25 protein-coding genes are annotated in these 25992 nt (G+C 49.6%); 11 read left to right on the forward strand and 14 right to left on the reverse strand.

The window, feature by feature from the left end:
• Window positions 1–65: 65 nt before the first annotated feature.
• From KP814_RS06500 to KP814_RS06510, 3 genes are read left to right on the forward strand one after another with little or no spacing between them, the layout of a single operon-like run.
• Window positions 66–1811, forward strand: coding sequence for a terminase large subunit domain-containing protein (locus tag KP814_RS06500; RefSeq protein ID WP_216735996.1), 1746 nt, complete (start codon window positions 66–68; stop codon window positions 1809–1811).
• A gap of 13 nt (window positions 1812–1824) precedes the next feature.
• Entirely contained in the window at window positions 1825–2817 is a 993-nt protein-coding gene (locus KP814_RS06505; protein ID WP_216735997.1) for a phage portal protein, read from the forward strand.
• 58 nt (window positions 2818–2875) lie between these two features.
• Window positions 2876–3139, forward strand: a complete 264-nt coding sequence (locus KP814_RS06510) for an ogr/Delta-like zinc finger family protein (protein ID WP_216735998.1) — start codon at window positions 2876–2878, stop codon at window positions 3137–3139.
• On the opposite strand, the gene KP814_RS06515 is transcribed toward KP814_RS06510, so the two are convergent.
• The 10 genes from KP814_RS06515 to KP814_RS06560 all read right to left on the reverse strand — a co-directional run bounded on the left by KP814_RS06515 (window position 3132) and on the right by KP814_RS06560 (window position 14534).
• Entirely contained in the window at window positions 3132–3338 is a 207-nt protein-coding gene (locus KP814_RS06515) for a hypothetical protein (protein ID WP_011400437.1), read from the reverse strand. The two genes, KP814_RS06510 and KP814_RS06515, sit on opposite strands and share 8 nt — an antisense overlap.
• Before the next feature lie 382 nt (window positions 3339–3720).
• Window positions 3721–4452 (reverse strand): hypothetical protein, encoded by a 732-nt coding sequence (locus KP814_RS06520; protein WP_216735999.1) that lies wholly within the window; start codon window positions 4450–4452, stop codon window positions 3721–3723.
• Window positions 4453–4523: 71 nt separating this feature from the next.
• Entirely contained in the window at window positions 4524–7373 is a 2850-nt protein-coding gene (locus tag KP814_RS06525) for a UvrD-helicase domain-containing protein (RefSeq protein ID WP_216736000.1), read from the reverse strand.
• Between the two features lie 179 nt (window positions 7374–7552).
• Window positions 7553–8332 (reverse strand): hypothetical protein, encoded by a 780-nt coding sequence (locus tag KP814_RS06530; protein WP_253938211.1) that lies wholly within the window; start codon window positions 8330–8332, stop codon window positions 7553–7555.
• Window positions 8332–9705 carry a hypothetical protein gene (locus KP814_RS06535; RefSeq protein WP_216736001.1) on the reverse strand — a complete coding sequence of 458 codons (1374 nt, stop codon included), beginning with the start codon at window positions 9703–9705 and terminating at the stop codon, window positions 8332–8334. The genes KP814_RS06530 and KP814_RS06535 overlap by 1 nt, the downstream gene beginning before the upstream one ends.
• A gap of 171 nt (window positions 9706–9876) precedes the next feature.
• Window positions 9877–10464, reverse strand: coding sequence for a 3'-5' exonuclease (locus KP814_RS06540; RefSeq protein ID WP_216736002.1), 588 nt, complete (start codon window positions 10462–10464; stop codon window positions 9877–9879).
• A gap of 64 nt (window positions 10465–10528) precedes the next feature.
• Complete coding sequence (locus tag KP814_RS06545) at window positions 10529–10696, reverse strand: hypothetical protein (RefSeq protein WP_253938212.1); 168 nt, start codon at window positions 10694–10696, stop codon at window positions 10529–10531.
• 37 nt (window positions 10697–10733) lie between these two features.
• Entirely contained in the window at window positions 10734–10871 is a 138-nt protein-coding gene (locus KP814_RS06550) for a hypothetical protein (RefSeq protein ID WP_216736004.1), read from the reverse strand.
• Window positions 10868–11422, reverse strand: coding sequence for a hypothetical protein (locus tag KP814_RS06555; RefSeq protein WP_216736005.1), 555 nt, complete (start codon window positions 11420–11422; stop codon window positions 10868–10870). The genes KP814_RS06550 and KP814_RS06555 overlap by 4 nt, the downstream gene beginning before the upstream one ends.
• Before the next feature lie 457 nt (window positions 11423–11879).
• On the reverse strand, window positions 11880–14534 hold the full coding sequence (locus KP814_RS06560; protein ID WP_216736006.1) for a toprim domain-containing protein: 2655 nt from the start codon (window positions 14532–14534) through the stop codon (window positions 11880–11882).
• Between the two features lie 495 nt (window positions 14535–15029).
• Between KP814_RS06560 and KP814_RS06565 the strand changes: the two genes are divergently transcribed.
• The 4 genes from KP814_RS06565 to KP814_RS06580 all read left to right on the forward strand — a co-directional run bounded on the left by KP814_RS06565 (window position 15030) and on the right by KP814_RS06580 (window position 18739).
• On the forward strand, window positions 15030–15347 hold the full coding sequence (locus KP814_RS06565) for a helix-turn-helix domain-containing protein (protein ID WP_011400427.1): 318 nt from the start codon (window positions 15030–15032) through the stop codon (window positions 15345–15347).
• On the forward strand, window positions 15347–16360 hold the full coding sequence (locus tag KP814_RS06570; RefSeq protein WP_216736007.1) for a tyrosine-type recombinase/integrase: 1014 nt from the start codon (window positions 15347–15349) through the stop codon (window positions 16358–16360). The genes KP814_RS06565 and KP814_RS06570 overlap by 1 nt, the downstream gene beginning before the upstream one ends.
• Before the next feature lie 466 nt (window positions 16361–16826).
• Window positions 16827–17975 carry a hypothetical protein gene (locus KP814_RS06575; RefSeq protein WP_216736008.1) on the forward strand — a complete coding sequence of 383 codons (1149 nt, stop codon included), beginning with the start codon at window positions 16827–16829 and terminating at the stop codon, window positions 17973–17975.
• The gene (locus KP814_RS06580; protein WP_216736009.1) at window positions 17972–18739 is read left to right on the forward strand and encodes a hypothetical protein; all 768 of its coding nucleotides are present in this window, start codon (window positions 17972–17974) and stop codon (window positions 18737–18739) included. The genes KP814_RS06575 and KP814_RS06580 overlap by 4 nt, the downstream gene beginning before the upstream one ends.
• 99 nt (window positions 18740–18838) lie before the next feature.
• On the opposite strand, the gene KP814_RS06585 is transcribed toward KP814_RS06580, so the two are convergent.
• Window positions 18839–19714 carry a LysR family transcriptional regulator gene (locus KP814_RS06585; protein ID WP_127974138.1) on the reverse strand — a complete coding sequence of 292 codons (876 nt, stop codon included), beginning with the start codon at window positions 19712–19714 and terminating at the stop codon, window positions 18839–18841.
• A 113-nt stretch (window positions 19715–19827) separates the two neighbouring features.
• Here KP814_RS06585 and KP814_RS06590 point away from each other — a divergent pair, with 113 nt between their 5' ends.
• From KP814_RS06590 to KP814_RS06600, 3 genes are all read left to right on the forward strand, one after another.
• Complete coding sequence (locus KP814_RS06590) at window positions 19828–21033, forward strand: MFS transporter (protein WP_216736010.1); 1206 nt, start codon at window positions 19828–19830, stop codon at window positions 21031–21033.
• A 65-nt stretch (window positions 21034–21098) separates the two neighbouring features.
• Window positions 21099–21974: a transporter substrate-binding domain-containing protein gene (locus KP814_RS06595; RefSeq protein WP_216736011.1), complete on the forward strand. Its 876-nt coding sequence runs from the start codon at window positions 21099–21101 to the stop codon at window positions 21972–21974.
• A gap of 274 nt (window positions 21975–22248) precedes the next feature.
• Window positions 22249–23583, forward strand: coding sequence for a reverse transcriptase family protein (locus KP814_RS06600; RefSeq protein WP_216736012.1), 1335 nt, complete (start codon window positions 22249–22251; stop codon window positions 23581–23583).
• Between the two features lie 22 nt (window positions 23584–23605).
• Here KP814_RS06600 and KP814_RS06605 read toward each other — a convergent pair whose 3' ends face one another.
• Together KP814_RS06605 and KP814_RS06610 are read right to left on the reverse strand one after the other, a co-directional pair.
• A complete protein-coding gene (locus KP814_RS06605; protein WP_216736013.1) occupies window positions 23606–23971 on the reverse strand; it encodes a thiol-disulfide oxidoreductase DCC family protein in 366 nt (121 codons plus the stop codon).
• Between the two features lie 20 nt (window positions 23972–23991).
• Complete coding sequence (locus tag KP814_RS06610) at window positions 23992–24441, reverse strand: TerB family tellurite resistance protein (RefSeq protein WP_216736014.1); 450 nt, start codon at window positions 24439–24441, stop codon at window positions 23992–23994.
• 116 nt (window positions 24442–24557) lie between these two features.
• On the opposite strand from KP814_RS06610, the gene KP814_RS06615 reads away from it, so the two are divergent.
• Complete coding sequence (locus KP814_RS06615; RefSeq protein ID WP_216736015.1) at window positions 24558–25493, forward strand: hypothetical protein; 936 nt, start codon at window positions 24558–24560, stop codon at window positions 25491–25493.
• A gap of 6 nt (window positions 25494–25499) precedes the next feature.
• Here KP814_RS06615 and KP814_RS06620 read toward each other — a convergent pair whose 3' ends face one another.
• The gene (locus tag KP814_RS06620; RefSeq protein WP_216736016.1) at window positions 25500–25970 is read right to left on the reverse strand and encodes a DUF411 domain-containing protein; all 471 of its coding nucleotides are present in this window, start codon (window positions 25968–25970) and stop codon (window positions 25500–25502) included.
• Window positions 25971–25992: the final 22 nt, after the last annotated feature.

Consider the following 25992-nt stretch of genomic DNA (forward strand, 5'->3'; position numbering starts at 1 on the left):
TTAGTAGGAATAACAAGGAGTTAAACCAGGATTAACGCCACTAAAAAGCCCTTAAACTGGGCCGCATGTCATCACGTTACCCCCCTGAAATCATCGAAGCGGCGAAGGGCCTTTTTCTTCGCCATGTCACGCCAGCGGAAATCCAGCTGCAGCTGGGGATAAATAACGTCCGCGTTATTTATCAGTGGATCGAGCGGCACAACTGGAAAGACATGCTGCAGCACGAAACCGTCGAGCAGGCCACCGCCCGCCGGTTAATTCATTTAGTGGAAAAGACCAATAAGGTGGCGGGCGATTACCAGGAGATAGACCGGCTTAGCAACCTGCTGGATAGGCTGGCCGGCATTGATTTAAAGAAAGCCAAAACCGCGAGGGAGAAAGCGCAGTCGGACCAAGGCGACGCAGGCGGCAACCGTAAGAAGAAAAAGCGCGGCGTTAAGAATGACGTCAGCGGGATTACCTCGGAACGCCTGGAGACGATCCGCAAAGAACTGTTCTATGACTACCAGCACCGCTGGCACGACAACAAAAACCAGCGCACGCGCTTCATACTGAAGTCGCGCCAGATCGGCGCCACCTATTACTTTGCGTGGGAGGCCTTCCAGGACGCCATCACGTCCGGCGATAACCAGATCTTTTTATCCGCCAGCCGCTCCCAGGCCGACATTTTTAAAGCCTATATCCTCAAGTTTGCGCGGGAGTATTTCGATACGGAATTGAAAGGCGTAGACGTGATCCCGCTCAGCAACGGCGCGGAGTTGCGCTTTGTGTCCACCAATGGCCGCACCGCCCAGGGTTACCACGGCCATTTATACATTGATGAAGTGTTCTGGATTCCCGACTTTGACCGGCTCAACAAGCTGGCCAGCGGTATGGCCGCTCATAAGAAATGGCGCAAAACCTATTTTTCCACGCCATCAGTGAAAAGCCACGGCGCTTACACCTTGTGGAGCGGCGAGCGTTACAACGAAAGCCGCCGCCACAAGGTCGAGTTTGATCTATCGCGGGCGGCGTTACGAGAGGGCCGGCTGGGACCGGATAAGGTCTGGCGTAATGTGGTCACGGTGGAGGATGCGGCGGATCAGGGCTGCGACCTGTTCGACATCGAGGAGCTGAAGCAGGAATACACCGAGGCGGAATTCAACAACCTGTTTATGTGCGCTTTCATGGAAGCGGGCCTCTCCGTGTTCAAGCTGGACGACTTGTTGAGCTGCGCTGTATGCAGCGGCGACGTCTGGCCCGACTTCAAACCCAGGCAGCCGCGCCCGTTTGCAAACTATCCCGTGTGGTTGGGCTACGATCCGGCGCGCACGGGGGACCGCTCCACCGTGGTGGTGGTCGCGCCGCCGATGCATCCCGCCGGCAAATTCCGCGTGCTGGAAAAGATCCAGCTAAAAGGCGCGTTCAGCTATCAGGCGATCCGCATCAAGGATCTATTGGGACGTTACAACGTGCAGTTTGTGGGGATCGACTGCACCGGGCCGGGTCTGGGCGTGTTTGAGCAGGTGAAAGCTTTTTACCCTCGCGCCACGCCCATTCACTACAGCCTGAACGCCAAAACCGCCCTGGTGTTGAAAGCCATGGACGTGATCGAAAACGCCCGCATTGAGTGGGACGCGGAACACACCGACATTCCCCAGGCCTTCCTGCAGGTGAAGCAAACCACCACCGGCAACGACCTGGTCACCTACGTGGCCGACCGCAGCAGCAAAACCGGCCACGCGGATGTGGCCTGGTCGATTATGCATGCGCTAAGCAATGAACCTTTGGACCGTAAGCAGCGCCGTGGCTCCATCGCCATGGCCGGATAAGTGAGCATTGAAAATGAGTAAATCGACTTCGCCCATGGCGTTTAGCTTTGGCGCGCCCGAGGCTGTTTTAGACACGACGCTGACCTCTTACCTGGGCGTGTTCTTAAATCCCCATGGCGACTATTACGCGCCCCCGGTCAGTCTCACCGGGCTGGCCAAGTTGCTGCGCGCCAACGCCCATCACGGGACCATTCCCTATTTTAAGCGCAACATGCTGCGCAAGTTTTACGTGCCGTCACCCGTGCTTAGCGCCACCGATCTGGAGAACGCCGGCTTCGATTACCTGGTGTTTGGCATGTGCTACTTTCAGAAGATCTTTAATCGCCTGGGTCAGATTGTCCGCCTGCAACACATCCCCGCACTGAATATGCGGCGCATGAAAGCGCCGGATCAGTTCTGTTTGCTTCAGCCTAACCAAGTGGACCCGTTAGCATTTCGTCCGGGGGAAATCATTCAGTTAAAAGAGTACGACGTGAACCAGCAAATCTATGGTGTTCCGCAGTACCTGGGCGGCCTGCAATCCGTTTTACTGAATGAGAGCGCAACGCTATTTCGGAGGAAGTACTACAACAACGGCGCTCACATGGGCTTCATCTTCTACACCGCCGACGCCCAGCTGGACCCGGAAGACGAGCAATCCCTGAAAGAACAAATCCGCGCCAGCAAAGGCGTGGGCAATTTTAGAAGCCTGTACATCAACATACCGGGCGGCAAACCGGACTCTGTGAAAATCATTCCCGTGGGCGATATCGCCACCAAGGATGAATTCGAACGGGTCAAGAATCTAAGCCGTAACGATGTATTGAGCATGTGGCGCATTCAGCCCGCGCTGGCCGGTATCATGCCTGAGAACACAGGGGGATTTGGGGATATAGAAAAGATCAGCCGCGTTTACTATGAAAACGAAGTCGTCCCGATGCAGCATGTGTTTTTAAAACTGAATGAGGATTTGTCTAACCCGAAGCAGATTCGCTTTCTCAATCCATTACAAGGAATGGGTAATTAGTACGCGTAAAAGCGTAATATGATACTATTTCCATTCACATGAAATCAGGGGGAAGTCGATGCAAGTCAATTGTGCAGAGTGCGGAAATAAAGCCATTATCACCAGCCGCCAAGTGTTGGACCCTAAACTGGCGAACCTGTATTGCGTTTGTAAAAATGCGGAATGCGGGCATAGCTTCGTAATGAATCTGGCGTTTAGTCATACGCTTAGCCCATCGTCGTTTCAGGCCAAGCGAATGATGATTGAAATGTTGCGAGGAATGGGTCGGGCCGAGCAGTTGGAACTACTAGCCCAGGCTCAACACAACGCGGGCGCTATTTAGTTTCCGCTTTGATCGCATTCTGTGATTTCTCCAGTTTTTCCTTTACGTCCTCAATAATGATATCGAACCCCTCCTGGCTTTCCTGGTTCAACTCTGGCCATGGATTTCGCGTCAAACACTGCTGCATGAAGCTCAACACTCTCTGACTATCCGTCAGCAGATCCAAAGCGTTGTTAATGTTTTTCTTCCTGGATAACAAAACTCGATAACTCCCAAATACTTCCTTTTATGCCTTTATGGCTCAGAACCTCTGATTGATGGAGGCCACAACTATCGTGGTGAATGTTCAAAGCATAACCAATCTGATAACAAACTGACTTGTTGGCTATAAAAAGATCAGATTTCACATTAAAATTTTTAGGTAACTGTATATAAATACAGTCATTTTTATATCACTTTCTTGTAGGCGCAGTGTGTAACGAATCTTTGTTAAATCTTTTCCATTTTGTGAGCCGTGTCACAATTTGTTTTTTCTGCTCATTTACTAACCACAGTAATCATTTATATAAAGTTAGGGAGTCGAGAGACTTTAAGGTGAAAGGCGCATAGCGCTATTCAGCGCTATGCGGAAGGAGGGGGGACTAATCGAGTTTAATGTGAACGTTGTTCATAAACTCTTTTACAGTGCGCTCTATCGCGCCATCTAAATCATGGTCTTCAGAGTAGTACTTTCGACCCAGTGGCTCGCCTTCAAAGTCAAAGACTAATTCATGGTCTTCAGATATTGGCGTATGCCAAAGTCGATCTTTTTCATCCTTCCCCCTTTCCACATCATAGGTAAACCAATGGACTCCATTAATCGTAAGCTTTCTTATATCATCCCTTGTCTGTGGGTAATGCCAGAAGTCCCTTTCAGGGATAATTGGGGTTGCTTTTCTTTCGGGGTATTTTTCTAAATCTCTATTCAAATAGCCCCAAAGTCCATCTGCATATGTCAAAATCCACGCTTCCATTTCTTCTGGGTATAGCATGGAGTCAATTTTTCTATAATGCGGATCACGTCTATTAAGTCGAATGCTGAGCGCCACATAGCCGAGTTCACCAGCCCCAAACGGTCTATCTAAAAACACCCATCCAGCATGAAGTAGTCGCAGTGACATGCCTGTATTACACGTTTTCCATGGCTCAAAAATATCATCCTGATAAATGTTTATTGCTTCTGCGTACCTTACAAAAGGGCCATCCATCTCATGGGGAGGACAACGTAGCCGCAATTCTCTACCAGAAAGATTAAAATTAATCCAAGGGGCTGATGAAAAGTCCGGCCCCATAGGATTCATTTTTGTTGCGTTGAGTCGTCTCAGCCAGCGCATTATTATCGTTTCCCCAGTTCCTTTATCACGCCGAATAATGATTTACCAAGTCCACCATAACTTTCCCATTTTTAAGCCAATTCCCCAATTCTCTTAGTATTCTTGCAGTTGCCAGCATGCATTGGATAATTGGAACATCCTAAAAATTCTCCGTTACTTCCCGGGCGCTTGATCATGTAGCCATTTCCGCATCGATCACATTTGTTAGGAATTGGTCCACCATCGAATAAAACCCTACCATCGTATTTCTCGTCAAACAGCTCTGTGACAAAGAAAGAAGGTAACCAGTCTTGGAACCAAGCGTATACCTTTCTTTTTGCTCGTGTTAGAGCAACATAAAATAATCTACGCTCTTCAGCGTCCGGGTATAAGTCCTTATTTGACCTAAGAGACTCAATTATTGGATCAGTTGTGAACTTTGTAGGGAACGTATATCCAAACCCTCCGTTCATCCCGAGAATGAATACATAATCAGCCTCTAGTCCTTTAGAAGCGTGAATTGTCATAAATTGTATATCTAGCCATTTACCATATTTTCGTTGAACTTCAGTTAGCCACTTGTCATCAATATTTTTAGTATTTTTAAGACTATAGCGACTCAGAATATATACAGATACTCGCTTGTCCGCGTTTTCTGAAACATTCTGGACAGACTTTGCAATCTCAACTATTTTATCAAACTTCAATATTAATTCATTTCGAAGCTTCCCTTTTTTGTAGCGTCGTATATCAACAACAGATTTAATAGATTTGTCAATTTCAGATATAACTTCCTTCTGTATCTGACCGTTCCTATTCTCCTGTATGAAAAACGCACCAACATCAGAGATACCTTGAGCACAACGGAAAGTTTTCGTAAGTTTCGTTATTTTAGTGTAACCAAACTCTTTTTCAAAATTCATGAATAATTTAAGGTCAGATCCAGAGAAGCCATTAATAGCTTGCCAATCATCACCAACTCCAAACAAAACACTATCTTTATGCTTATTAAGCAAAGCTTTGACAAGCATTGAACGTCCCTGAGAAATATCTTGAAACTCATCTACAAGTATAAGTTTGTAAGGCGACTGATAAGCTTCGTCTTCAATGATATTTACAGCTTCCACTATCATGTCATTAAAATCTATTTGCTTATCACTTTCTCTAAGGATTGCGCTATATTCATCATAGATAGGCCAAAATATTGCAGAAAAACAATCAGCTCTATACTTGTCTGAAATTGAAGACATCCTTTTATTAAACTCGCTTCTATCTATCATGTTTCCCTTTACCAGATGGATCGAGTCGAGTATCAGTTGTTGACAACCGTCTCCTCCCATACTATTTACATGAGCGAGAACATCTTCCTGAGCAGGTGGTGAAAATTTCTGCCCTGCTTCTTTCAATTTGTCTTCAATTACTCTGAATATAGTTTTCGTACGATATTGATAACTCGTTGTTTCAAACCAGCGACCTGGAGCTTTACTTTCCAATAAAGACCTTTTTATTTCTGCCTGTTCCGCATACCCTTCCCAAAAAACGGGGGCTTTTCCTTCACCATCTAGAGCAAAATGTTCATGCCATAGATTAACATCCGGATAATAAAAGTCCGGCATATATTTATTCCAAGTGTCTGGCAATTCGTCAAAATTTGACTCATATTCAAATGGTACACCTTTTATGAAAAGCCAATTTGCGATTGCCAACTCTTCACTAGAACGAACTAGCTTTCCGCTTAGAGTTTTAAATGGAACAAACTCGAGCCCCTTGCTATTTTTTTTGGCAGTTCGTTGTCGTTCAATGTAGGAATCATACTCTTTAAAGTTAGAGAAATAATTATCACTTGGTGAAGCTTCTTTAAATAACGTGACAAACCAAATCCAGCTTTCCATAAAATTAATATTTTTCAGGCAGTGTTGTATTGCTTTATTAAGGCGGATGTAGTCGTCAGCTTTATATGAAAGTCTTGAAAAAGGCTTCTTTCCAGTTGCTTGTGCGTCTTTTCTTGCTGCTTTTCTTACTATGTTATAGCCTAAGGCATGAAAGGTATGGGCTTTAACTTTGACACCATCTAAGTTTGGGGCTATGCGTTTATTAATCCGTTCATTAAGCTCTAAAGCCGCAGCTCGATTAAATGCTAGCGCAATAACTTCGTCAGGTTTGAAAACCCCATTTTTTATCGCATAACCTATTTTTCCGATCAATGTAGAACTTTTCCCTGAGCCAGCAGCTGCAATCAAAAGATTTCTATCCTCAAATATAATTGCTGAAACTCTTTGTTCGAGTGTTAGTTTTGACTTCTCTATACTGTCAAAAAACGACTTGTTTGATTCGAGTTCTTTTTCTATATATTTATCATTGTAGTACTCAATTATTTGAGATGTTTTGCTTGCGACTTTTCCTGCCCTTGATAAAACCTCTCGCGTAAGCTTCGCTTTACTTATAGAGTCGAAGTAGTTAGATAAAAGCAAGTCGGAAAATTCTCCTTCAACTTTATCTAAGTATTTTTTTGCAGTTTCTCTAAGTTCTATTTCTTCACTTTTTTTGATGTATCTATACTTGCAAAAAAAATCTTTTATGTATGAATTAATATACTTCGTTTCAGAAAATCTTGAATCTACACTCTTTCTAATGCCGGAAATAACGATTGCTTCTAAAGCATTAATGATATTGCTCACTTCAGAGGAGTTAACTCCCTTCAGGGTTATATTCTCGCTTTCATAGGATATCGAAACCCAAGAAAAGAATAGACCTTTTCCTGACGTTATCTTTCTTATTTTTTGAAAGCTGATATCTCTGAATACTTTTCCATTTAAAATTGAGATGCTAGAGTTTGCTTCTTCCGGAGAGATAATCAACCGCCAGCGAGGTGAGATAGAGAGTAGGGACCATATAATATTTGCGCCATATACTTTTCTATTACATGATGCCGATTTTTCCATAAAATTTTTGTCCATTTATTAAATATGTTGTATGCAATAGTTGTAGCGCTATCTCTTGTCGTAACAGCTAAATGATCAAGAAACAAGTATTTGTTTAGGTTATATGGAATGCGTATTAAGCGTGCCAAACTAAATATGAAAGCATATCTAATGTGTTACACACTCGTGGCGATAAAGCATTAATCTTTGCTCTTCAGGGGGGCCATATCATCAAGTCGCTTCTGATATTCCTGGGAAAGTTCAACAAAAACATTAGACATAAATTCACTTATGGCTTCGTCTACTGCTTTGGGGATATTGTTGTCTTGTTTGTAGTACTCGCAATTAATCGCACTTGGCTCAAATATAATTGCAAGATCATGGTCATCTGAAATGGGCGTGTGCCATTCTACTTCGACTGCTTTTTCAGGGAGTTTTGATAGAATCACATACCAGTTACAACCGTTGATATTTACAATATCAATCTCATTCTCTGTTTTAGGATAACGCCAGAAGTCACGCTCTTGGTCTACCGGCCTGACCTTTTTATTTCTGCGTGCTCTAGTATCTCTATTGAGGTTTCCCCACATATCCTCGCAATACTGTAGCAGCCACTGCGACATAGCGCTTTGAATGAAAAAGCTGTCAATTTTCTGAAAGTGCGGGTGTCGTCGACGTAGTTTAATGCTTGTAACGGTCAGGCCAATTGCACCTTTTCCGAAAGGCTTGTCCCAAAATTTCCATCCCGTTGTCAATAGCTCAAGGGACATTCCTTTTTTGCTGCTCCAGACTTTAAATAGCTCATCCCTATATATGTCAATATGTTCAGGAGCCACCTTCAAAGCAGAAGATATTTCATGTGGGGGACACTTAAACCTAAGCATGCTCCCTGACAAATTAAAATGACGCCATGGGGCTGACTTGAAGTCAGGCCCCAGTGGATTCATTAAAGATGCTTTAAATGACTTGATCAATCGCATTACCAGCGCGACCTCACGTCACGAACCAAAGCCATGAATGACTGTTTGAACCCTCCAGACTGATTAATAACTTGCGTATTAAAATCAACGTTACTTTTTGTTGGATTTAGATGAGGGTTGAGCACAGGGCTCCGAGAGCTATTGGCTACTATGTTTCTGATTTTTGACGCACCAAACAACAACCCAACCGCTGAAACTGCAGCAGCAGCGCCACCTCCAAATGTAGAGATTATTGGCGCCCCCATTGCGATTGATCCTATCTTGAAGCCCGTACCAAACGCAGAAGCAGTAAAACCAAAGCCCCAAGCACTATCAATTCGCGCCTGCACGCGAACCTTTTCTGCAACTTCTGAAGGGGCTCCTCCCCACTTTGCTAAAATCTCCGCAGTTTTAAACTGCTCGAGCATTTTAGACCTTACACAAGTCCAGTCATCCGTTTGTGTCTTTGTTACGTCTTTCGCCAAAGTCATACCGCGCCTCTGCATTTCAAGCAATAGAGGGTTGGCGATCATTCCTGGTGCGCCTAAAAACACAGTGTGCTTGTCCAGCTGCAGGTTGGGCGGTAGTTGCTTAAGAGCGCTATACATCAATTCAGCGCCGTTACCTATGACTGTCCAATTAATCTCTCGTCCAATTCGTTGCGTTCTATAAATGCCTCTTGCGAGCATTGTTGCAGTGAATGACGCAGAAGTTTGTTTTTGCTCTGGGGTTGACCACTCTGTACAGTCCCGATACAAAGGTGGTGGATTATAAGCTAGTGTATAGCCTTCTTGCTCCAAATAAGCTTGATCGTCATAGGCATCCTTGATAATAGCTGGCATTGTCTGAGTCGCAGCTACTTTGAGGTTTTCTGTAAAACCTCCATTTATTGCAACATGCTTACTGGACAAATTGTTTTCAGGAGATGAGCTTACCTTCCAACTATCAACTATATATTTGACGTGATAAAAGCCTGGCTTATGGCCTTCGGCATGTTCTACCAGTTCAATATCCGTTATATATACACCCGGAGAAAGGCCGTCTACGCTATCTTGGCGAATTACATAACTAATGCGTAGGTTTTCCACTAGGTCAACATGTTCAAATGCATTTCGTTTATTAGAGTAAGACTGAAATCCCCCTGCGCATGACCTTAGCCGGGATAGACGGGATAATATGAGTTCTTCGTTGCCACCGGCTGCTACTAAGTGTGCGAAGCGCTTCCCTAGATCACCGCCAGGTATATATATTTTTCGGCCTGATTCGTTCCCTACACCATCAAACATCAATATATAGCCAGATGCTGCATTTCCAAATGAGCGTTTAAAGCCATGATTAGTCAAGCCAGGTTGACTCAAGGTCGTTCGGGTAAATTCTGTCGCAGGCGCATTCATGCGGGATAAATCTCCTTATTTAGGGGGGCACTAAAAGGTAAAAATCGACTGTATAGTAGCCAAATCCAGGCAAACGCTGAATCAGCCTAATGGCATAAATTATTGGGGTCAATACTACTGGGCGGAACGACGGGAAGAGGCCAGTCTGGTGAGCAGGCTGGCGAAGGATGTCTAATTAATTGGGCAGGGCATAAAATCCAAAACTAAAAGCCTGGTGAACATGACCTTGATCACTTCTACAGTAGTGAAGCAATCCGCCACAGCCCGGTGGGCGCCATTTACTTCTATGCCCATTTGTGCGGCGGCCTTGGCTAAGCTCTGTCTTCTATAGCCGCCTCGTTTTGCGTCGGGTTCTTTCCGATACCGTGTGTAAGCATTCATAGCGCATTGCCAGTCTGCCTCTATCACCGGTAACCCGTAGGCGGCGCAGGTCTGCATTAATAGCCGACAGTCAAAGTCGGCATTGTAGGCCACCACCGTTTTACCGCCGATCACTCGCTTAAGTGAGTGATACACGTCTGGAAAGTTAGGCTTGTCCGCCAGGCTTTCGGAGGTTATCCCGTGGATGTCGGCGGCTTCGTTCGGCACCGGATTAAGCGGGCGCACCAGCTGGTCAAACAGCACTTTCCCGCGCATATCCATGACGCTGATTTCTATCACTTCCGCCTGGTCGTCCAGGCCTGTGGTTTCCGTATCCAGCACCACTACTTGGGGGCTGTATAGCCACCCTTTAAAAAGCTCCAATAATTCGTTATTCACTTTTACTTTGTCCTAATGAGCAGAGGGCGAGCGATTGCAGCCCTCTGCTTGTGCTTCCATTTGATTAATTCATATCGCCATTATTAACTGGCGTAACGTCATCATTTTCTCTTGTCGTCTGCTTTGCTCGTTTGTTCCTGTCTCTGAACCTGCGGTGGTACTCGCCGCCTTTCACTAGATGCTTTAGCCAGGCGATGAAGTGGCCGTTGTGTTTCGGGTGTTTGCGTTCCATTGCCGGCGCTTTCCTCTGCACGTTTCGCCACGTAGAATCACACTCGGGCTAACGCATGGGCGCCTAGCAGAGCCAACTTGTTGGCTTGGTGTGGTTTGTCTTCCTGATAAATGCTTGTGCGGCTGGTAGCGTCCCGGCCAAGTTCGGCTACCAGTGCTCCTTTAATATTGCTCATATCAGCAACCCCTCTAAAACTGACTCGTAATAGCTATCCATCACGCCCCCGGCCAAGTCGCTTTGACTACACACGCCATGGCTGGCGACAAGTAGCGTTCCCCAGACGGGCTTTAACAGGCTGGCCATGGTCGCCAGTAAAATCTGGTCGCGGCGCTTGGCGTTGAGCAATGCCGCATTTAGCGCCGCCGGGGATCTCAAACCAATCTGCTCCAGACGCCTAACGCCCTTGTAGCCTTCCTTCATGGCTTGGATAGCAAAGGCGTGTTCCCCTAGCAGTTCGACGGCTTGGCTCCAGTAGAAGAAAAAAGCCGGGGTCGCCTGGGGGAATTCGAACGGCGCTCTGTAGTGACGCTTGCCCAGCGTTTCGAGCACGGCGAGCCGGCCTTTTGTTTTCGCCTCATGCACCCAACAGCGCAGCGCCTGCCGCGAATTAAGGGTTTTCGACATGCCCGGCGCAATCGCCAGACCGTTGCAGATCCCCGCCGCCCAGGTTTCCATTGGGCATAAGGGGGCCTCTAAAGTGGGCGCAATCGCCCCTTTATTCATCATGGTGTTAACTCCTTTACATTGATTCCGGGTCAGCCCCGGGCCTGAATCTCCCCCCGATAATTGGGTGGGGGGTGTCGGGATTTGGTAATTTAGGTAAGACGACCCCGAAAACAGCACCTACCTTTATGTTTTTAAATGATTTTTTAGTCACTCCCAAAAAGTAAGAAAAAGGTAATATCAAGGTAAGACAAAAAGTAAGACCCTTGATTTATAACGCTTTTTCCATTTTTAAAAAGGTAATGGGGAAGTAATTTTTTAGGGTTTCAAAAGGTAAGAAACTTACCTCAAAATTACCTAAATATTACCTTTTTATTAAGTTTGTAAGACATTGATTTAAAATAGAAAAACATCACTTTTTAAACCCGTCTTACCAAAATTACCAAATCCCGACACCCCCCTGAAAAAACGGGCTTCCTCTGCTTAACGCGCACATAGGCGCACKTATTTACACGTTTGCTTAGCGCTTAAATATCCAGCAATGAATCGTTTTATTGAGACTCTTGGAATAAACCTTCCCGGTTTCAATGAACTTGTAGCGCTGGCTGTTGGGCAGCAGTTTCTTTAAGGCCTTGAGGTCCAGTGACTTCTGGCCGTGAGTGCGACACACCTCGTCAAAATGGTTCAGGTTAACGGCGATGTTTCCTGTCCCTACGGCGTGGTTTAGAACTTCCACCAGGGCGCTGGACGCAAACGCGTTAGGGTCCGGCTGCGCGTTCAGATACTCGAAAGACTCCCAGAACTCCGCCACCGCCGGGTGGTCATCCGCCAGGCGCTCCTGGCGACTGAGAGCCCGTCCATACAGATAATCGCTCAAAGCACTGAAAGCGCTTTCATTAAGGGTTGGGAAGATATGCCGCAACGCTTTTGCAGCCGCCATTATCTGGGCGTGGTTTTTCACCAAACGCAGCAGGCTGGTTTTAATTTCCCCGCGGTTGGTGAAGGCTTCCTCATAGCGATTAAACTCGTTGAAGAACGTGTTTAAGATCTGCGTTTCATTCTCCAACGCTTTACGCAGAAAGCCCGCCATCTGATCGACGCTTTGCCGTTCGAACCACTGCGCCAGTTTTCGCGTGCCTGGCGAGTGGTGTTCGGTCGTACAGTGACAATGGACAATCCGTTGTAGCAGGGCTTCCGATCCATCCACCTCGGCATTTTGCGCAAACACCAGCGAGCCTAAAAAGAGCGGTTCTTCCGTGTCGTTGCCGCGCTTGGCGACGCCCAGCGTCCCGACCGCGCGCCCGTTAAAGAAGGGTTTAAACTCGTCGAAATCAAACTGCTTCTTTTTCACGTCCATATCGTCGCCCCGGTCGGATTCAATCAACACCAGGGGCATGTTAGAGCTTTGCGTGAATGCGCGTCGGCGTCCGGCGGCCGTCGCCTTCATGGCGTCGAATCCTTCGTAGTCGTCGCGGCCCATGAGCTTCCAAAGAAACTCAATCAACGTGGATTTACCGGCGCCAGGATCGCCCGTCAGTTCAAGAAAGGGAAAGCTCTTGTGCTTCGCCCGGATCTGCTGAACGAACAACGAGCCCAGCCAGAAGGCAAGCGCCGTTAATCCTTGCCAGGAAAAGGTCGTTAAAAAGTTGTCGATCCACTCCGGGTTAAACTCTCCAGGCTGCACCCGAAAGCCCTTAAAGCTGGTTTTGATGCCGCCCCGGTCCAGTTCAAAATACCCCTCCGCGTTGAGTTCCAGTTCTTTGCCTTTACTAAAAGCAAAGGTCTGGTAGACGTAAGCCTGGCTGTCGGCGTGGTAGCCCACATAAGGAATGGATTGAATCTCTTTGACCTTACGGTTTAACCACAACTCATGCAGCATGGCCATGTCTTTGGAGCTACCGGAAAACGCGCCATAGCCCTTGGTGATCATCGCCTTATGAAAGCTCGATGGCGTGTCGATGTTGCTCCCATCAAATGGGATTAACGCATCCGCGTTATTGCTGCTGTACTGCACCCGGAACACATAAAACTTTTCGTCCAGGATCTCGTCGCGCTCCGCATAAAGCAGTTCCGGCACAAAGTTACTGATAGGGAAGGCTGTGCAGTGCTGGCTAAACGAGTCATAGCCTTTACCTAGCGTCAATGCTGCACCGTCCAGTGCTTCGGACAGCTTATGTAAGTCCACCGAAACGGAATACAGCCGGTTCTCAAAGTCGATAACGAAGTAAGAATGACGCTTCCACAAATAGTACGCGTACGCCTTCCACATCACGCTTTGCGCTGTGAACATTTTCCCCCGGTATTGCGCTTCCTGCAGGAACGTATCGTTGATACTATCCAGGCGGTAAAGGTCGTCCCAGTCCTTGCTGGTTCCGGTTAGAGATATCTCGACTTTTTCACCCGCCATCTGGAGCTTGGTGTAGTGGGATTTCATGCTCTTGCGTCCCGCTGCGTCGTCATCCAACGCCAGCACCCAAGTGATTCTTTTCCCTAGATAGGGTTTTATCGCCTCGCTTGGGTAGTAGCCGGCGGCCAGGATCGCCACCGCCTTATGCTCGCAGAAGTGCAGCGCGAGGGCGTGAAAGATCCCCTCCACGATATAAACGCGATCACCTTGTTTAAGCACCTGGGTCGGCGGCATCCACCATTTGCCCTTAACCGGATCAACCAAAACCCATCGCCCATTGACGTTATGGCGTTTACCGCTGAAGTTGATGCGCTGGCCGTCGTCCTTCTGTTTGTCGATCAGCCGTTCCCAATAAAGGGTCCGGTCGCTGTTCAGATAGAAACGGACGGTGTTGCACCACTCCTGAGACTTGGGCTGCTTATAGCTGCCTTGCTCATACCACCCCACCATTTCACTCAAAGGGAAACGGCGATTGTGCGCCAGGTAGGCGTCCGCCGTGGCGTTCGGGTTTTGCTCCGTAGTGGGGAAGCGTTCAGAGTAGTTATTGAAAAGTTCCGGGTATATCTCCCGGGTTGTCTCGCTATAGCCGCAATGTTTTAAACGGTTACAGCTGACGCGCCAGGGCTCTTTCATGCTAACGAAAAGCTCTTTCTTTCCGCAGTTTGGGCATTTGCCCTGCTGTAGGTATTCCCCTACACGCTTGAAAGCGAACTGGCCATCGCTGGCCAGCGCCTCCGCTATTTCGTTTCTGTTATCGAAAATTTGCATTAGTCGTCCTTAGCCCCAATTACCCTTGGCTTTCGCTTGCTTTTACGCATTCCAGTGTCAGCTGGGCGATGTTAATGAGGTGAAGCCTACCAATATGCATGGTTGGTATATTCCCTCTGTCAACTTGTCCTCTTACCTGGTCAACCCTCAATCCAGAATGCTTTGCAAAATTCTCCTGAGTCATCACTGGCGTTAAAACCACAACAGCCTCGCTCATTAGTACAACTCTCCATTTAATCATGTTGTAACTTGGTCTTACGTGTTCCGGAGTATTATTTACTCCTTGCGTCTCGGCAGTCAAGTATTATTAGATCCAGGAAGAGTAAATAATGCTCTTTATGGGTTGCGGGTGCTCATAGTTACTCCTAAAGGCGTAAAAATTCTTACGTAACATTCACTATGTATGCAGCAAGGTGTAATAATGTGCTCTAACGTGGCCTATTAACGAGATCACTGGAAGGCCAACTTATGATCAAATTTTGAGAAGGCAAAGCTATGAAAATGAAGGCGGGTGATCGGCTCCAGGGACTAAGAGAATTGATTGGATTAACTCAGCGTGAATTTGCCGAACTGCTTGGTATTGACTATTTCCGGCTCAAAAATATTGAGCAGCAAAAAGCAAGAATGGCTGAGGATGAGTTCGCTCAAGTTGGATTGCTGATTCCAGAAATGCTGCATTGGGTTGCTTGCGAAAGTGATATCTCGTTAAGCGCTTTGCAAAACAGTGAGGCAAAGCTCTGTAGATTGATCGCAGCGAAAATAGAAGCAGGGCAGGTTCCTGAAGGGTATATGTTGGAGGAAAAAATTAAGTAATGGCTTTTAAGAAAGTTGCAACGGGATGGCAGGTTGATATAAGGCCTGAAGGGCGTGGAGGGAAAAGAGTAAGAAAAACATTTCCTAAGCTCCAGCAGGCGAAGCAGTGGGAAGCCGAGCAAAAGTCAAAAGCCTATTCTGGTGAATGGAAGGTGCCAACCAAGGACAAGCGAAGATTATCTGATCTTGTTAAAACTTGGCATGACCTGCATGGCCATACACTTAAAGATGGAGATAACCGGCTGCACGCATTGAAAGTTTTGTGCGAGAAGTTAAATAACCCTATAGCCAAAGAGTTTACAGCCGAGGACTTTTTAGAATACAGGCGATGGCGACTTACGCAGAAAGTTAAAAACAGCAATAGGCTGGTTTCAGCAAACACGGTAAACCATGATCACATGTACTTATCGGCCGTTTTTAACAAACTGATCAAGTTTGGTAACTGGAAGCTTGAGAACCCCCTTAAAGGTGTCTCAAAACTTCGGATAGACGAACGTGATTTAACCTATCTGGAAAAGGACCAAATAAGGGCGTTACTAGAAGCCCTGAAGAAATCAAGAAATCCCAATGTATTGGCCATGTCGAAAATTTGTTTGGCAACAGGGGCCCGTTGGGGGGAAGCTGAGAAACTGAATGCGGAGCAAATCAGACATAACAAAGTTCACTTTGTTGGCACTAAAAACAGTAAATCAAGAGCAGTTCCAATTTCGGAAGAATTGGCGGTTGAGATACTGTCAGGACGTGCAGAAAGAGGGCGCTTGTTTAGAGGAGCGGGATCAGAAGAAGCATTTGAGCGAGCAGTAAAGAGAGCTGGATTAACCCTCCCACACGGTCAGCTAACACACATCCTACGACACACTTTTGCTTCCCACTATATGATCAATGATGGGAATATCCTGAAGTTAAAATATATTTTGGGGCACGCGTCATTGGATATGACAATTCGCTACGCAAAACTGGCTCCGGCCCACTTGGCTGATGCAGTATCCAAAAACCCTCTTGCTACGCTTTAAGTGTCCGCATTGTGTCCACAGCAACGAGCTGTAAGGATGTTTAAGGAGTAGTTTGGCTATTATAAATCAGTAAGTTATGTTCTATTGTGTCCTATTGTGGGCTATCAAGTCGGATTCGGAATCAGGGAGATGAATATGCGAAAACACGCCCATCTTTGAACCGAACGCAAGTGCTGTTGCTGATTGTGACGACGACAAGGACTGTCATAGATCTGCGCCGTATTACTACTCCCCGGCGGGCCTACGCCTTCACTCTCAGTATAGTCCACCGCACCCCGGCGCGTGCGGGCGGTAACGAAATTTTACGGATTGGGGTGTGGAGGTTGGTTGGGGTATTTCGGTGGATATTCACTGACTTAACCTAGGGATTACGTTATCAGCCTATTGGTCTTGGCCATGAGGCTAATAGGCAAGGGTGTGAATATTGCTAGCATTGCTGTTTTTATAATCAGTTCAGGAAAGCTCCATGCAAGAAAGCAACCTCCCCGCGCAGCACCAATTACTTGATCTTGAAAACCCATTGCCGTCATGGAATTTAAAGAAAAAGATCACAGGTAAGAAATTGATGATCACCAAGGAGGCTGACACCTTCATGCGTGGTTTGAACCTTTACGAAAAAACAAAGGTTTATAATGAGGTGCTAAAGCTAGCCAGCGAGGGAGGTTATGGACGTTTTAGTAAGGGTTTTAGGAAAGACCCTATGTTCATGCGCGAAAAGAAGTGCTCAGGTGGAATTAGCTTTATGTATAACGTGAACCCTGAAATGATCGTAATTAACCGAATGAAGTTGGAACTAGAGCCTACAAGCCTAGCAACTCCTGTAAACAAGCAGCAAATGGGTTTGTTTGAAGTTAAACGTAAGTCTGGTGTTCGCTGGCATGAAGGTTCTACCAAGGCAGATATTGAAGAGTTGGAAAATGCATGGGGGACTCCAGAGCCAATTAGTACTATTAAAACTGAGCATGTTGCTATTAACGGAATGTCAAATGACCTTGAAAAGGCATCTTGGTTAATGGGCGTTCATATGGACACGGCATATTGGGGCGACAACGCAAAGGCATACACTCTGGTATACAACCCCACTCGCGGTAAGCTCGATATCTTCGAGTGTATACAAGATCGGGTTTCAACTTCTAAGCTGGCTGAACTATTGGCAATTATGCTGATAGAGAGTCAGCAAAATGGCGTGAATCGTAAATGGACTGCTCATAGTCAGGGTGGGATTATCATGACCCGAGCAGTGGAGCTGGTGAATATGCGCGGAATAAAGTTAGAAGGGCAACGAGTATCCATTCATGCTGGCGGAAACTATAAGACGCGAGCAGAAAATGCCTTTACAAAAGCAGGGATGATCATCGACGAAATCAGACGGGATCATCCAGATGATTTCGTGCCTCACCTTTTAGGCTTTAACGATTTATCACCCGGTTCATTTATCCGAGGCATCCGCAGTATGAAGCTTGTAACTGGTGATAAACGTCCTGTTGAAGTCAGCCCACATACGCTACCCTACCTTGGGAGAGAGACAGCTATCCGCCACTTGCAGATGAACGGCTATCATAAGAAAGCGGAAAGGCTAGCGGAGCTAACCATGAAGGAGTTTGACCTGCTATGATCAAACAGCTGGTGAGGCCCCTATTAACAGGAAAAGGGCCGAACTTTTCAAAGCTAACTACTAAGGAGTGTGGCATTGGTGACTACAGATTGCGATATAAGCTTCCCGGCAACATCATAAAAATTGGAACTGCCGATGCTCAGACTCCATCAAGAGTTAACTTGCAAGCTGATCTATTTGAGTCATATAGCCCAAAGAAGCTTTTTAACCGTACCTTTGTGCGAATGGATTTCGAGTGGTGGGCTTATAGAGGAATTTTCTTACAGGGCGATTCGGGGCTGATTAGTAAGATGAGTTTGCATCTTGACGTCAATCAAGCAGAATCTCACACGCCACTTTTTAAAGAGAAACTTGATAGTTTGGAGTCGTATCTTAAAAAGGACTACTGGGAATATTACGAAACAGAAGAAAATAAGGATGGAGAGCCTGGGGCTAATTGGCAGCAGCGTTATAATTTTGAAAATCCTGACGAAGTTAGAGCTAAGGGATATATACCCCTTGGGAGGTTAGAGTTAGTGACGCACTTGCCAGAAATATACTACAGAGAGGCTATTAATGGACTTGAATGGCTTCACTATTGCATTAGAGGTGAAGGCGTCGGGCGGGGACAAAGTTATTATTGGGCTTATCCACTGAGCGATAACTATTACTTAACACTCAACTTTCGGGTTTCTTCAGAGATTGGCAACAAAGAACTGAGATATCAGCGTATGTACGAAGATGCTAAACGTATCATGTCAATGGTTGAACTACGTAAAGAGTAACAACAGCACCGACCCCACACCCAATCAGAAGGTGTGCGGGGCTTTATTATTGATTTGCTTCTCTTTTGGGAAGTTAATGACTGCATAGACCATCTTTACTCAACGCCCACTATGCTCCAATAAAAACTCCACAAAGGCCTGGTTTGCTCGGGAGAGGTAGCCGTTGCGGCGCCAGGCGATGCTGAGGTCGAGCCAGATGGGGGTATCGAAGGGGATGGTGACGAGGCTTTCGTTTTCCTCCACTACCATTCCCAGCAGGGTGGAGATGCCGAAGCCTTGTTTGATGATGGATTTGATCAGTGGCAGCAGGTTGGTTTCGAAACCGATGTTGGGGGTGACGCCGGCGGCTTTGGCGAGTCTGTCGACCACTTTGCGGTGAAAGTAGCCTTCCTTGAACATCACCAGTTCCTCCTGGAAAAACTGCTCCGGCGTAACGCTTTCCTGTTTCGCGAACGGGTGTTCCTGGGACACGGTCACCAGCATTTGCTCTCTTAGAAAAGGACGGGCTTCCAACTCCTCCGGCACGAATTCCGCCACGATGACGCCCAGGTCCAGTTCTCCTTGCTCCAGCATTTGCTGCAAACGCCAGGTGCCGCCTTCGATGACCGACAGGTTCAGGGTGGGATAACGATGGCGAAAAGCCATCAGAATGGGCGGGAAGTAAAAAGACCCCAACATGCTGGGCACTCCTACGCGCACCTCGCCGCGGGTCAGGCCTTTCAACTCGCTCATCTCCAGCGCCGCGTCGTCAGCGGCTCTCAGTATCTTTTCCGCATGGCGATACAGAATCGCGCCCTCGTCCGTGAGAGAAATGCGGCGATCGTTACGGTGCAGCAGCGTTAACGTCAGCTCCGTCTCCAGCTTGCGCAACGCCATACTGACCGCCGGTTGCGCGACTCCGAGGGATTCGGCGGCGCGGGTGAAACTGCCGAGGCGGGCGACCTCGTAAAAGTAGCGCAGGCTTTTAATGTCCATAAGTAATCGTTATTAACTGTATAAGCAGCATATATTTTATTGATGATAACTGTAGCTCTATAGTGATCCTGCATCCAGCTTCATTTCAGGAAAGGCGGTTGAGGGGCAGTAGCATGATCGAATCAGGCGGCAGACAATTCTGGTTGGCGACACTGGCGCTGTGTATCGGCTCCTTCATGACGTTCGCCAATGTCTACATCACCCAGCCACTGCTGCCGATGATCGCCGACGCTTTCGACCTGACCGTGTTGGAAGCCAACGGCAGCTTCACCATCACCACTCTGATGCTGGGTTTGTCGCTGCTCATATACGGGCCGCTTTCCGACGCTGTTGGCCGCAAGCCCATCATGCTCATTTCACTGGTCGGCGCTACAGCGTGCACCTTGTTGCTGACGCAGGTTGAATCCTATTCCGCCCTGGTCGCGCTACGCGCCGCGCAGGGCTTTTTCCTCGGCGGACTTCCAGCGGTGGCCATCGCTTACATGGGGGACGAGTTCTCGCCCAAGGCGCTGCTGTTCGCCGTGGGGCTGTATATTGGCGGCAATAGTCTGGGCGGTATCGGCGGACGCCTGATAGGCGGTTTTGTGGGCGAAGCGTTTTCCTGGCGATCCGCCTTTGTGGCGATGACCATCGTCAGCGTTCTGTGTCTGATCGTGTTCGCTCTGATGCTGCCCAATTCCCGCGGCTTCACTCGTAAACCGCTGCGGCCGCGGCAGATGCTGGCGGACTTGGGTGGCCACCTGCGTAACCCGATATTGCTTACCTGCTACCTGATCGGCGGCCTGAATTTCTTCATCTTCATCAACCAGTACAGCTATATCATCTTCGTGCTGGAAGACGCCCCGTTTAACCTGTCCGCTCAGTATCTGGGGCTGCTGTTTCTGACCTATCTGGCCGGCACGGTGGGATCGTCTCTCTCCGGCAAGATCGCGTTAAAAGTCCCGCAGCCTCTGTGCATCGCTCTGGGCGTGGCCATTCTGATGAGCGGAACTCTGCTGACATTGGCGCAAACGCTGCCGACGATTATTGCGGGACTGCTGATTAACAGCTTCGGTTTTTTCCTGGCGCATTCCTCCGCCAGCAGTCTGGTCAATCGCAGCGCCCGCGGGGCCAAAGCCAGCGCATCTTCTCTGTATCTGGTGTTTTATTACCTTGGGGCCAGCAGCGGCGGTTTTTATCTGCATCCATTCTGGAGCGCCTTGGGCTGGGATGGGGTCGTGCTGGGCTCCATGCTGGTGCTGACCGGCGTATTGGGCGCCGCCATCTGGTTATATCGTCGGGAATGCGAACCAGTTGGAGAACCTGACGTCTGCGTGTGATGCCTTCCTCTTTTGTCTATGCTTAACTATGGGGATTTTTAGTCTAGCCGGACGGGGAAAAGTTTGTGCGTACATTACGTTGGGCGGTGGCGTCCGCGTTACTGTTGATGACGCTCGCGGTTGCAGCGGAAACCATAGTGGTGCGATATCCGCGACCTGAGGCGGATGTGGATAAGCGGACCGAGTATCCGCTGAAGCTGCTTGAGCTCGCCTTTCAGAAAATGAAAGTCGACTACAGTCTGGTTCCCACCGATCAGTTGATGAATCAGGGGCGCGCTTTGCAACTGTTGCGTTCCGGCTCTAATCTGGATGTGGTCTGGAGTATGACTTCCGACGAGCGCGAAAAGGAATTGCTGCCGGTGCGCATCCCCATCTACAAAGGCCTGATCGGCTGGCGCATCTTTCTGATCAATGAAAGCGACGTGGAGCGCCTCAGCCGCCCCATGACCGCGCAGGACATGAAACAGTTTCTGATGGTGCAGGGCCACGACTGGCCGGACGCCAAAATCCTGCAGATGAACGGCTACAAAGTGCTGGGCACGCCCAACTACGAAACCATCTTCGATATGCTGGCGCGCCGCCGCGTGGATCTGTTTCCCCGCTCTATCGTGGAAATCTGGGCGGAGCTGGAGAACCATCGGGAAATGGGGCTGGCCATCGAACAGACCAAGCTACTGCGCTATCCCACCGCCTTTTACTACTTCGTCGCTCCGGATAACAAGGAACTGGAGGCGCTGATCGAAGAAGGTCTGCTGCGCGCCTTGGCGGACGGCTCCTTCGACGATATGTTTTTCTACTACCACGGCGAACTGCTGAATAAAGCCAAGCTGGCGCACCGCGAAGTGTACATGCTGACCAATCCTATCCTGCCTGAAAGAACCCCTTTGCATCGCGAAGGTCTCTGGTATCAAGGTTACGAGGACTCGCCACGGGTGCGTTGATCCCCTTGGCGTCGCGCTTCCAGCGTTGACAAGTGCGTTTGTTGTCCTCTACCTTGCTCTGCGACGACGCTTCAAGCGAGCGTGATCCGGAACCGGCGCGACCGGGCCTGATCCGTTGCTCCGGGGCTACCCCGGGGTTACATGTTGACTGAACATATCGCCGTCCATACCGCCCTACGCCAAGGCGTAGAACGGTATCGACCACGGGAGGAGGGTTGGAGCGTCGTCCTCTTTCCCTTTTTAGCGTCCAATACTCTCCAGGGATTTTTTGGCGATGAGATATGACCGCTGGTTGGCCGCCCGCCTCGCCGACGCATACCAATCCGGCCCGCCGATAACGCGGGAAATGAATCAACGCGCCGCTCTGTCCCTGGCGCAACACCCTGGCTGGCTTTCGCCATTGACGCGCCGAATGCGGACGCGGTTCCATCGGGCTTGGGAAACTACCTCCGCCTATACTCTGACGGAAGCCATTCTGGCTGACCGGGGCTTTCAGCGGGGGCTTGCCTTATCTTCCGACCCGGTTCAGGTGCGGTATATATTTTTGCCGTCGCCTCAGGAACTGCCGCCAGACTCTCCGGCGGCGCAATGGGGATTGCCGGCGTTGCGTTGCGCTGGCGACCTGCTGGACTGGCTGCATTTGACCCCGGAGGACCTGAACTGGCTGACGCAGGCCCGTGGGGAACCGGGTAGGGCGTCATCCAGATTGGGACATTACTGTTATCGCTGGCTGGATAAACCCCGTGGCGGCGCCAGATTACTGGAAGCCCCTAAATCCTGGTTGAAGACAGTGCAGCGGCGTATTCATCAGGAGATTCTCGCTCCGCTGCCTTTGCACGACGCTGTTCATGGTTTTCGCGCAGAGCGCTCCAGCCTGACTCACGCCCGCGTCCATATCGGGCAGCCATTGTTGCTTAAGTTCGACCTCAAGGACTTCTTTCCGTCGGTGAATTATGCACAGATTTATCGCGCGTTCCGGCGTCTTGGATATGGTCATCAGGTCGCTCGCCTGCTCAGTAAGCTGTGCTCTCATGTCACGCCCAACGAGATACTTCGCCATCCGGCGGCGCGTCATCTTGAACGCGGCGATGAACTATTCCGCCGTGCGCACTTGCCTCAGGGCGCGCCAACCTCTCCGGCGCTCGCCAACCTCGCCGCCGCTCATCTGGATCGGCGCCTGAGCGCGCTGGCTGACAGTATGGGGCGGCGTTACAGTCGATACGCCGATGATTTCGTTTTATCGGGGCCGACGATGAGTCCCGGCGCGATAACGCGCTTACAAGCCTTGGTCGGCGCTATCGCATTGGAAGAAGGTTTCGTTTTGAACACGCGCAAAAACGCGGTGATCGGGCAGGGCGCGCGTCAGCAGGTGGGAGGCGTGGTAGTGAACGCCAAGGCCAATATTCCGCGCAAGGACTACGATGCACTGAAAGCGGTGCTGCATAACTGCGTGCGCTTCGGTCCCGTTGGACAGAATCGCCAGAGCCACGAGCACTGGGCGGCGCACTTGAGGGGGCGCATTGCGTATATGGCGGGAATCAATCCAGAAAAAGGGCGCAAGTTGCTGGCGTTGTATCAGCGTATTGTCTGGCCGCAGGAATCCGTCTGAGCGTCATCGCTAAAGCCGAACTTTAAACACGTCCGCTTTTCTGCAGGCGTTGCATGACACTGCGGCGATACCAGCGGGACAACCAGCTTTTCAAACCGGGCAGGCTCAGCAGCCAGGCCAGGGGACGCAGCAGCAGAGTACGACGCATAAGCAGGATATAGGCGTCCAGTTCCCGATGAACATCGCCGTTTTCATCGCGTACGTGCAGCTCTGTCATGGCGGCGTGGGGATCGATGCCTTCGCGGCGCAGGTCGTCATCGCGGCCGGTGATGTCCAGCCAGCACACATCGGCGGCGCGGTCCCCCGCCAGCTTTTCATAATTGCGACGGTCGCGGACGCAGCGGGGACAGGCGCCGTCGTAGTAAACCGTCAGTTTAGGTTGGGTCATTATTTTCCCTCCCATGCGGCTCAGGCTTGTTCTTGCGCCTCCAGTTTAGCGCGAATGAACTCCGCATGGGGCACATAGATCAGTTCCGCCGCCCGTCGAACAAAATGCTCTTCGTACTTGTCCAACTGGCCATCAGCGAAAGCCACGCGCCACAAGTTAAGAATGATGCTGTATTTATCCTGGGGCGAGCAGATTTCGTTGATGTGCGAGGTGAACTCATACAAAGAGGTGGCGCTCTCGGCTTCTTTGGCGGCGGCTTCCATCAGCTCGGTCAACTCGGCGCCGTCCACATTGAAGGCCTGCCGCACATACTTTTCCACCACCTGCAGTTCCGCGTTATCCACGTGCTGGTCGACTCTGGCCAGTTGTATCAACAGGGCCGCGGTGACCCGCTCCAACGCCGGTTGCTTGATCGGCATGCGCGCGTCAGCGGCCAGTTCCTGAAAGATCGCCTGTAACTTTTTCAGCATGAATACTCCCATGATATGATGTGGCGTTTATCGCCGTCGGGCGCTTTTCGACTTGCCCCTGACGGAATTCATACCATCATTAACTGATGGATACTCCGCTAACAACAGGCAAGGCTATGAGTTCAGGGATACTACGCGGAGCTGTCATCGTCGCGGCCATATCTATGATGTATGGTTGCGGAGGCGATGAATCAACCGCGCAGCCGCCGAAGATTCCGGAAAAAGGAATCGCGGCGCTGGTGCAGGCGAACTTACCCGCTTCCGGCGCGCAGGCGCAGGTGGGCGCGGTAATTTTCAAGGATAGCGTACGGCAGCCCCTGGTGGGCGGCGATGTGATTGTCGCCGAGAGCGCCATCGACAAGGTGCGCCTGAATGCGCTGGAAAACCTCAGCGGCGACTACCAGGGGCTCCTGGATGTGGCGTCCGAATTCGACACCGTTTATTTCAGCGTGGAATATGATGTGGCCGCGGCGCAGGACAAAAGCTGGTTCACCTCCGGCCTGCCTGATGTCAGCGCTCGCCCCGGCGAATTGGTGGGTTTGACCACTTCTATCGAATTCCCTCCCGCGATTCATTTGGCTTCTCCCGCCGCGCAGATGGAATACGCCTCGCGTAGCGACCGTATTGCGTTACAGTGGGCGCCTCTGGGCGAAGACGATCAGATCCGTTACACCGTGCGCGGACGCTGCGACTATAGCAACGGCCGTCGGCAGTATTACACCCGCTCCGAAGTATTGGGAAGGGAAGACGGCGCCGGTGCGGCGGAAGGGTACGCGGAAATCAAAGTAGGGGACATCATCGCCTCACAGGACGGCGCAGAAAGTGGCTTCCTGGCCGATATGAGCGCGCGTCTGGTCGGCGCCGTAGTGGATGCGCTGACGTTTGGCTCTCCGGAAGTGGACATGCGCAACGGCGAGTTGCAGTCCTGTGAGTTTGATTTGTCGCTGTTGCGCGAACGTATTTCCACGCCCGCGCAGCCCTTCGACGGCGGGCGCATCATCGCCAGCCGCAGCGACACCGTGCGGCTGTATTATCACCCCATCGGCGAGTGACGCGGCTTATTCGTAGTGACTGTAGGGAACGGCTCCACCGTCCTTGCTCACCAGCAATACGTCAAACTTGGCTTTAACGCCGGGAACCTCCATGCCGGGCACATTTTCCCCGGCGGGCATTCCTGGAACGCTGAGACCCAAGGCGTCAGGCTTTTCCTGCAACAAACGCTGAATATCCGCCGCCGGCACGTGGCCCTCGATCAGATAACCATTGACTAATGCGGTGTGACAGGAAGCGAGCTGCGGCGCCAATCCCGCCTGCTGCTTCACTGGCGACACATCGCGGGTTTCATGCACAGTGACGTCGAACCCGGCGGCTTTGACGTGATCGACCCATACTTTGCAGCACCCGCAGGTGGGCGATTTGTAGACGGTCATTTCTTCCGCTGCGGCCTGCTGCGCGCCGGCGAATCCAGCGCTCAGCGCCAGCAGGACGCCGCTGAGACGGCGCGGCAAGGTTGAGATATTTGAGATCATGATTGGCTCCTTGTTGCTCATG

The organism is Hahella sp. HN01 (assembly GCF_018986435.1).
In the GTDB taxonomy this organism is placed as follows: domain Bacteria; phylum Pseudomonadota; class Gammaproteobacteria; order Pseudomonadales; family Oleiphilaceae; genus Hahella.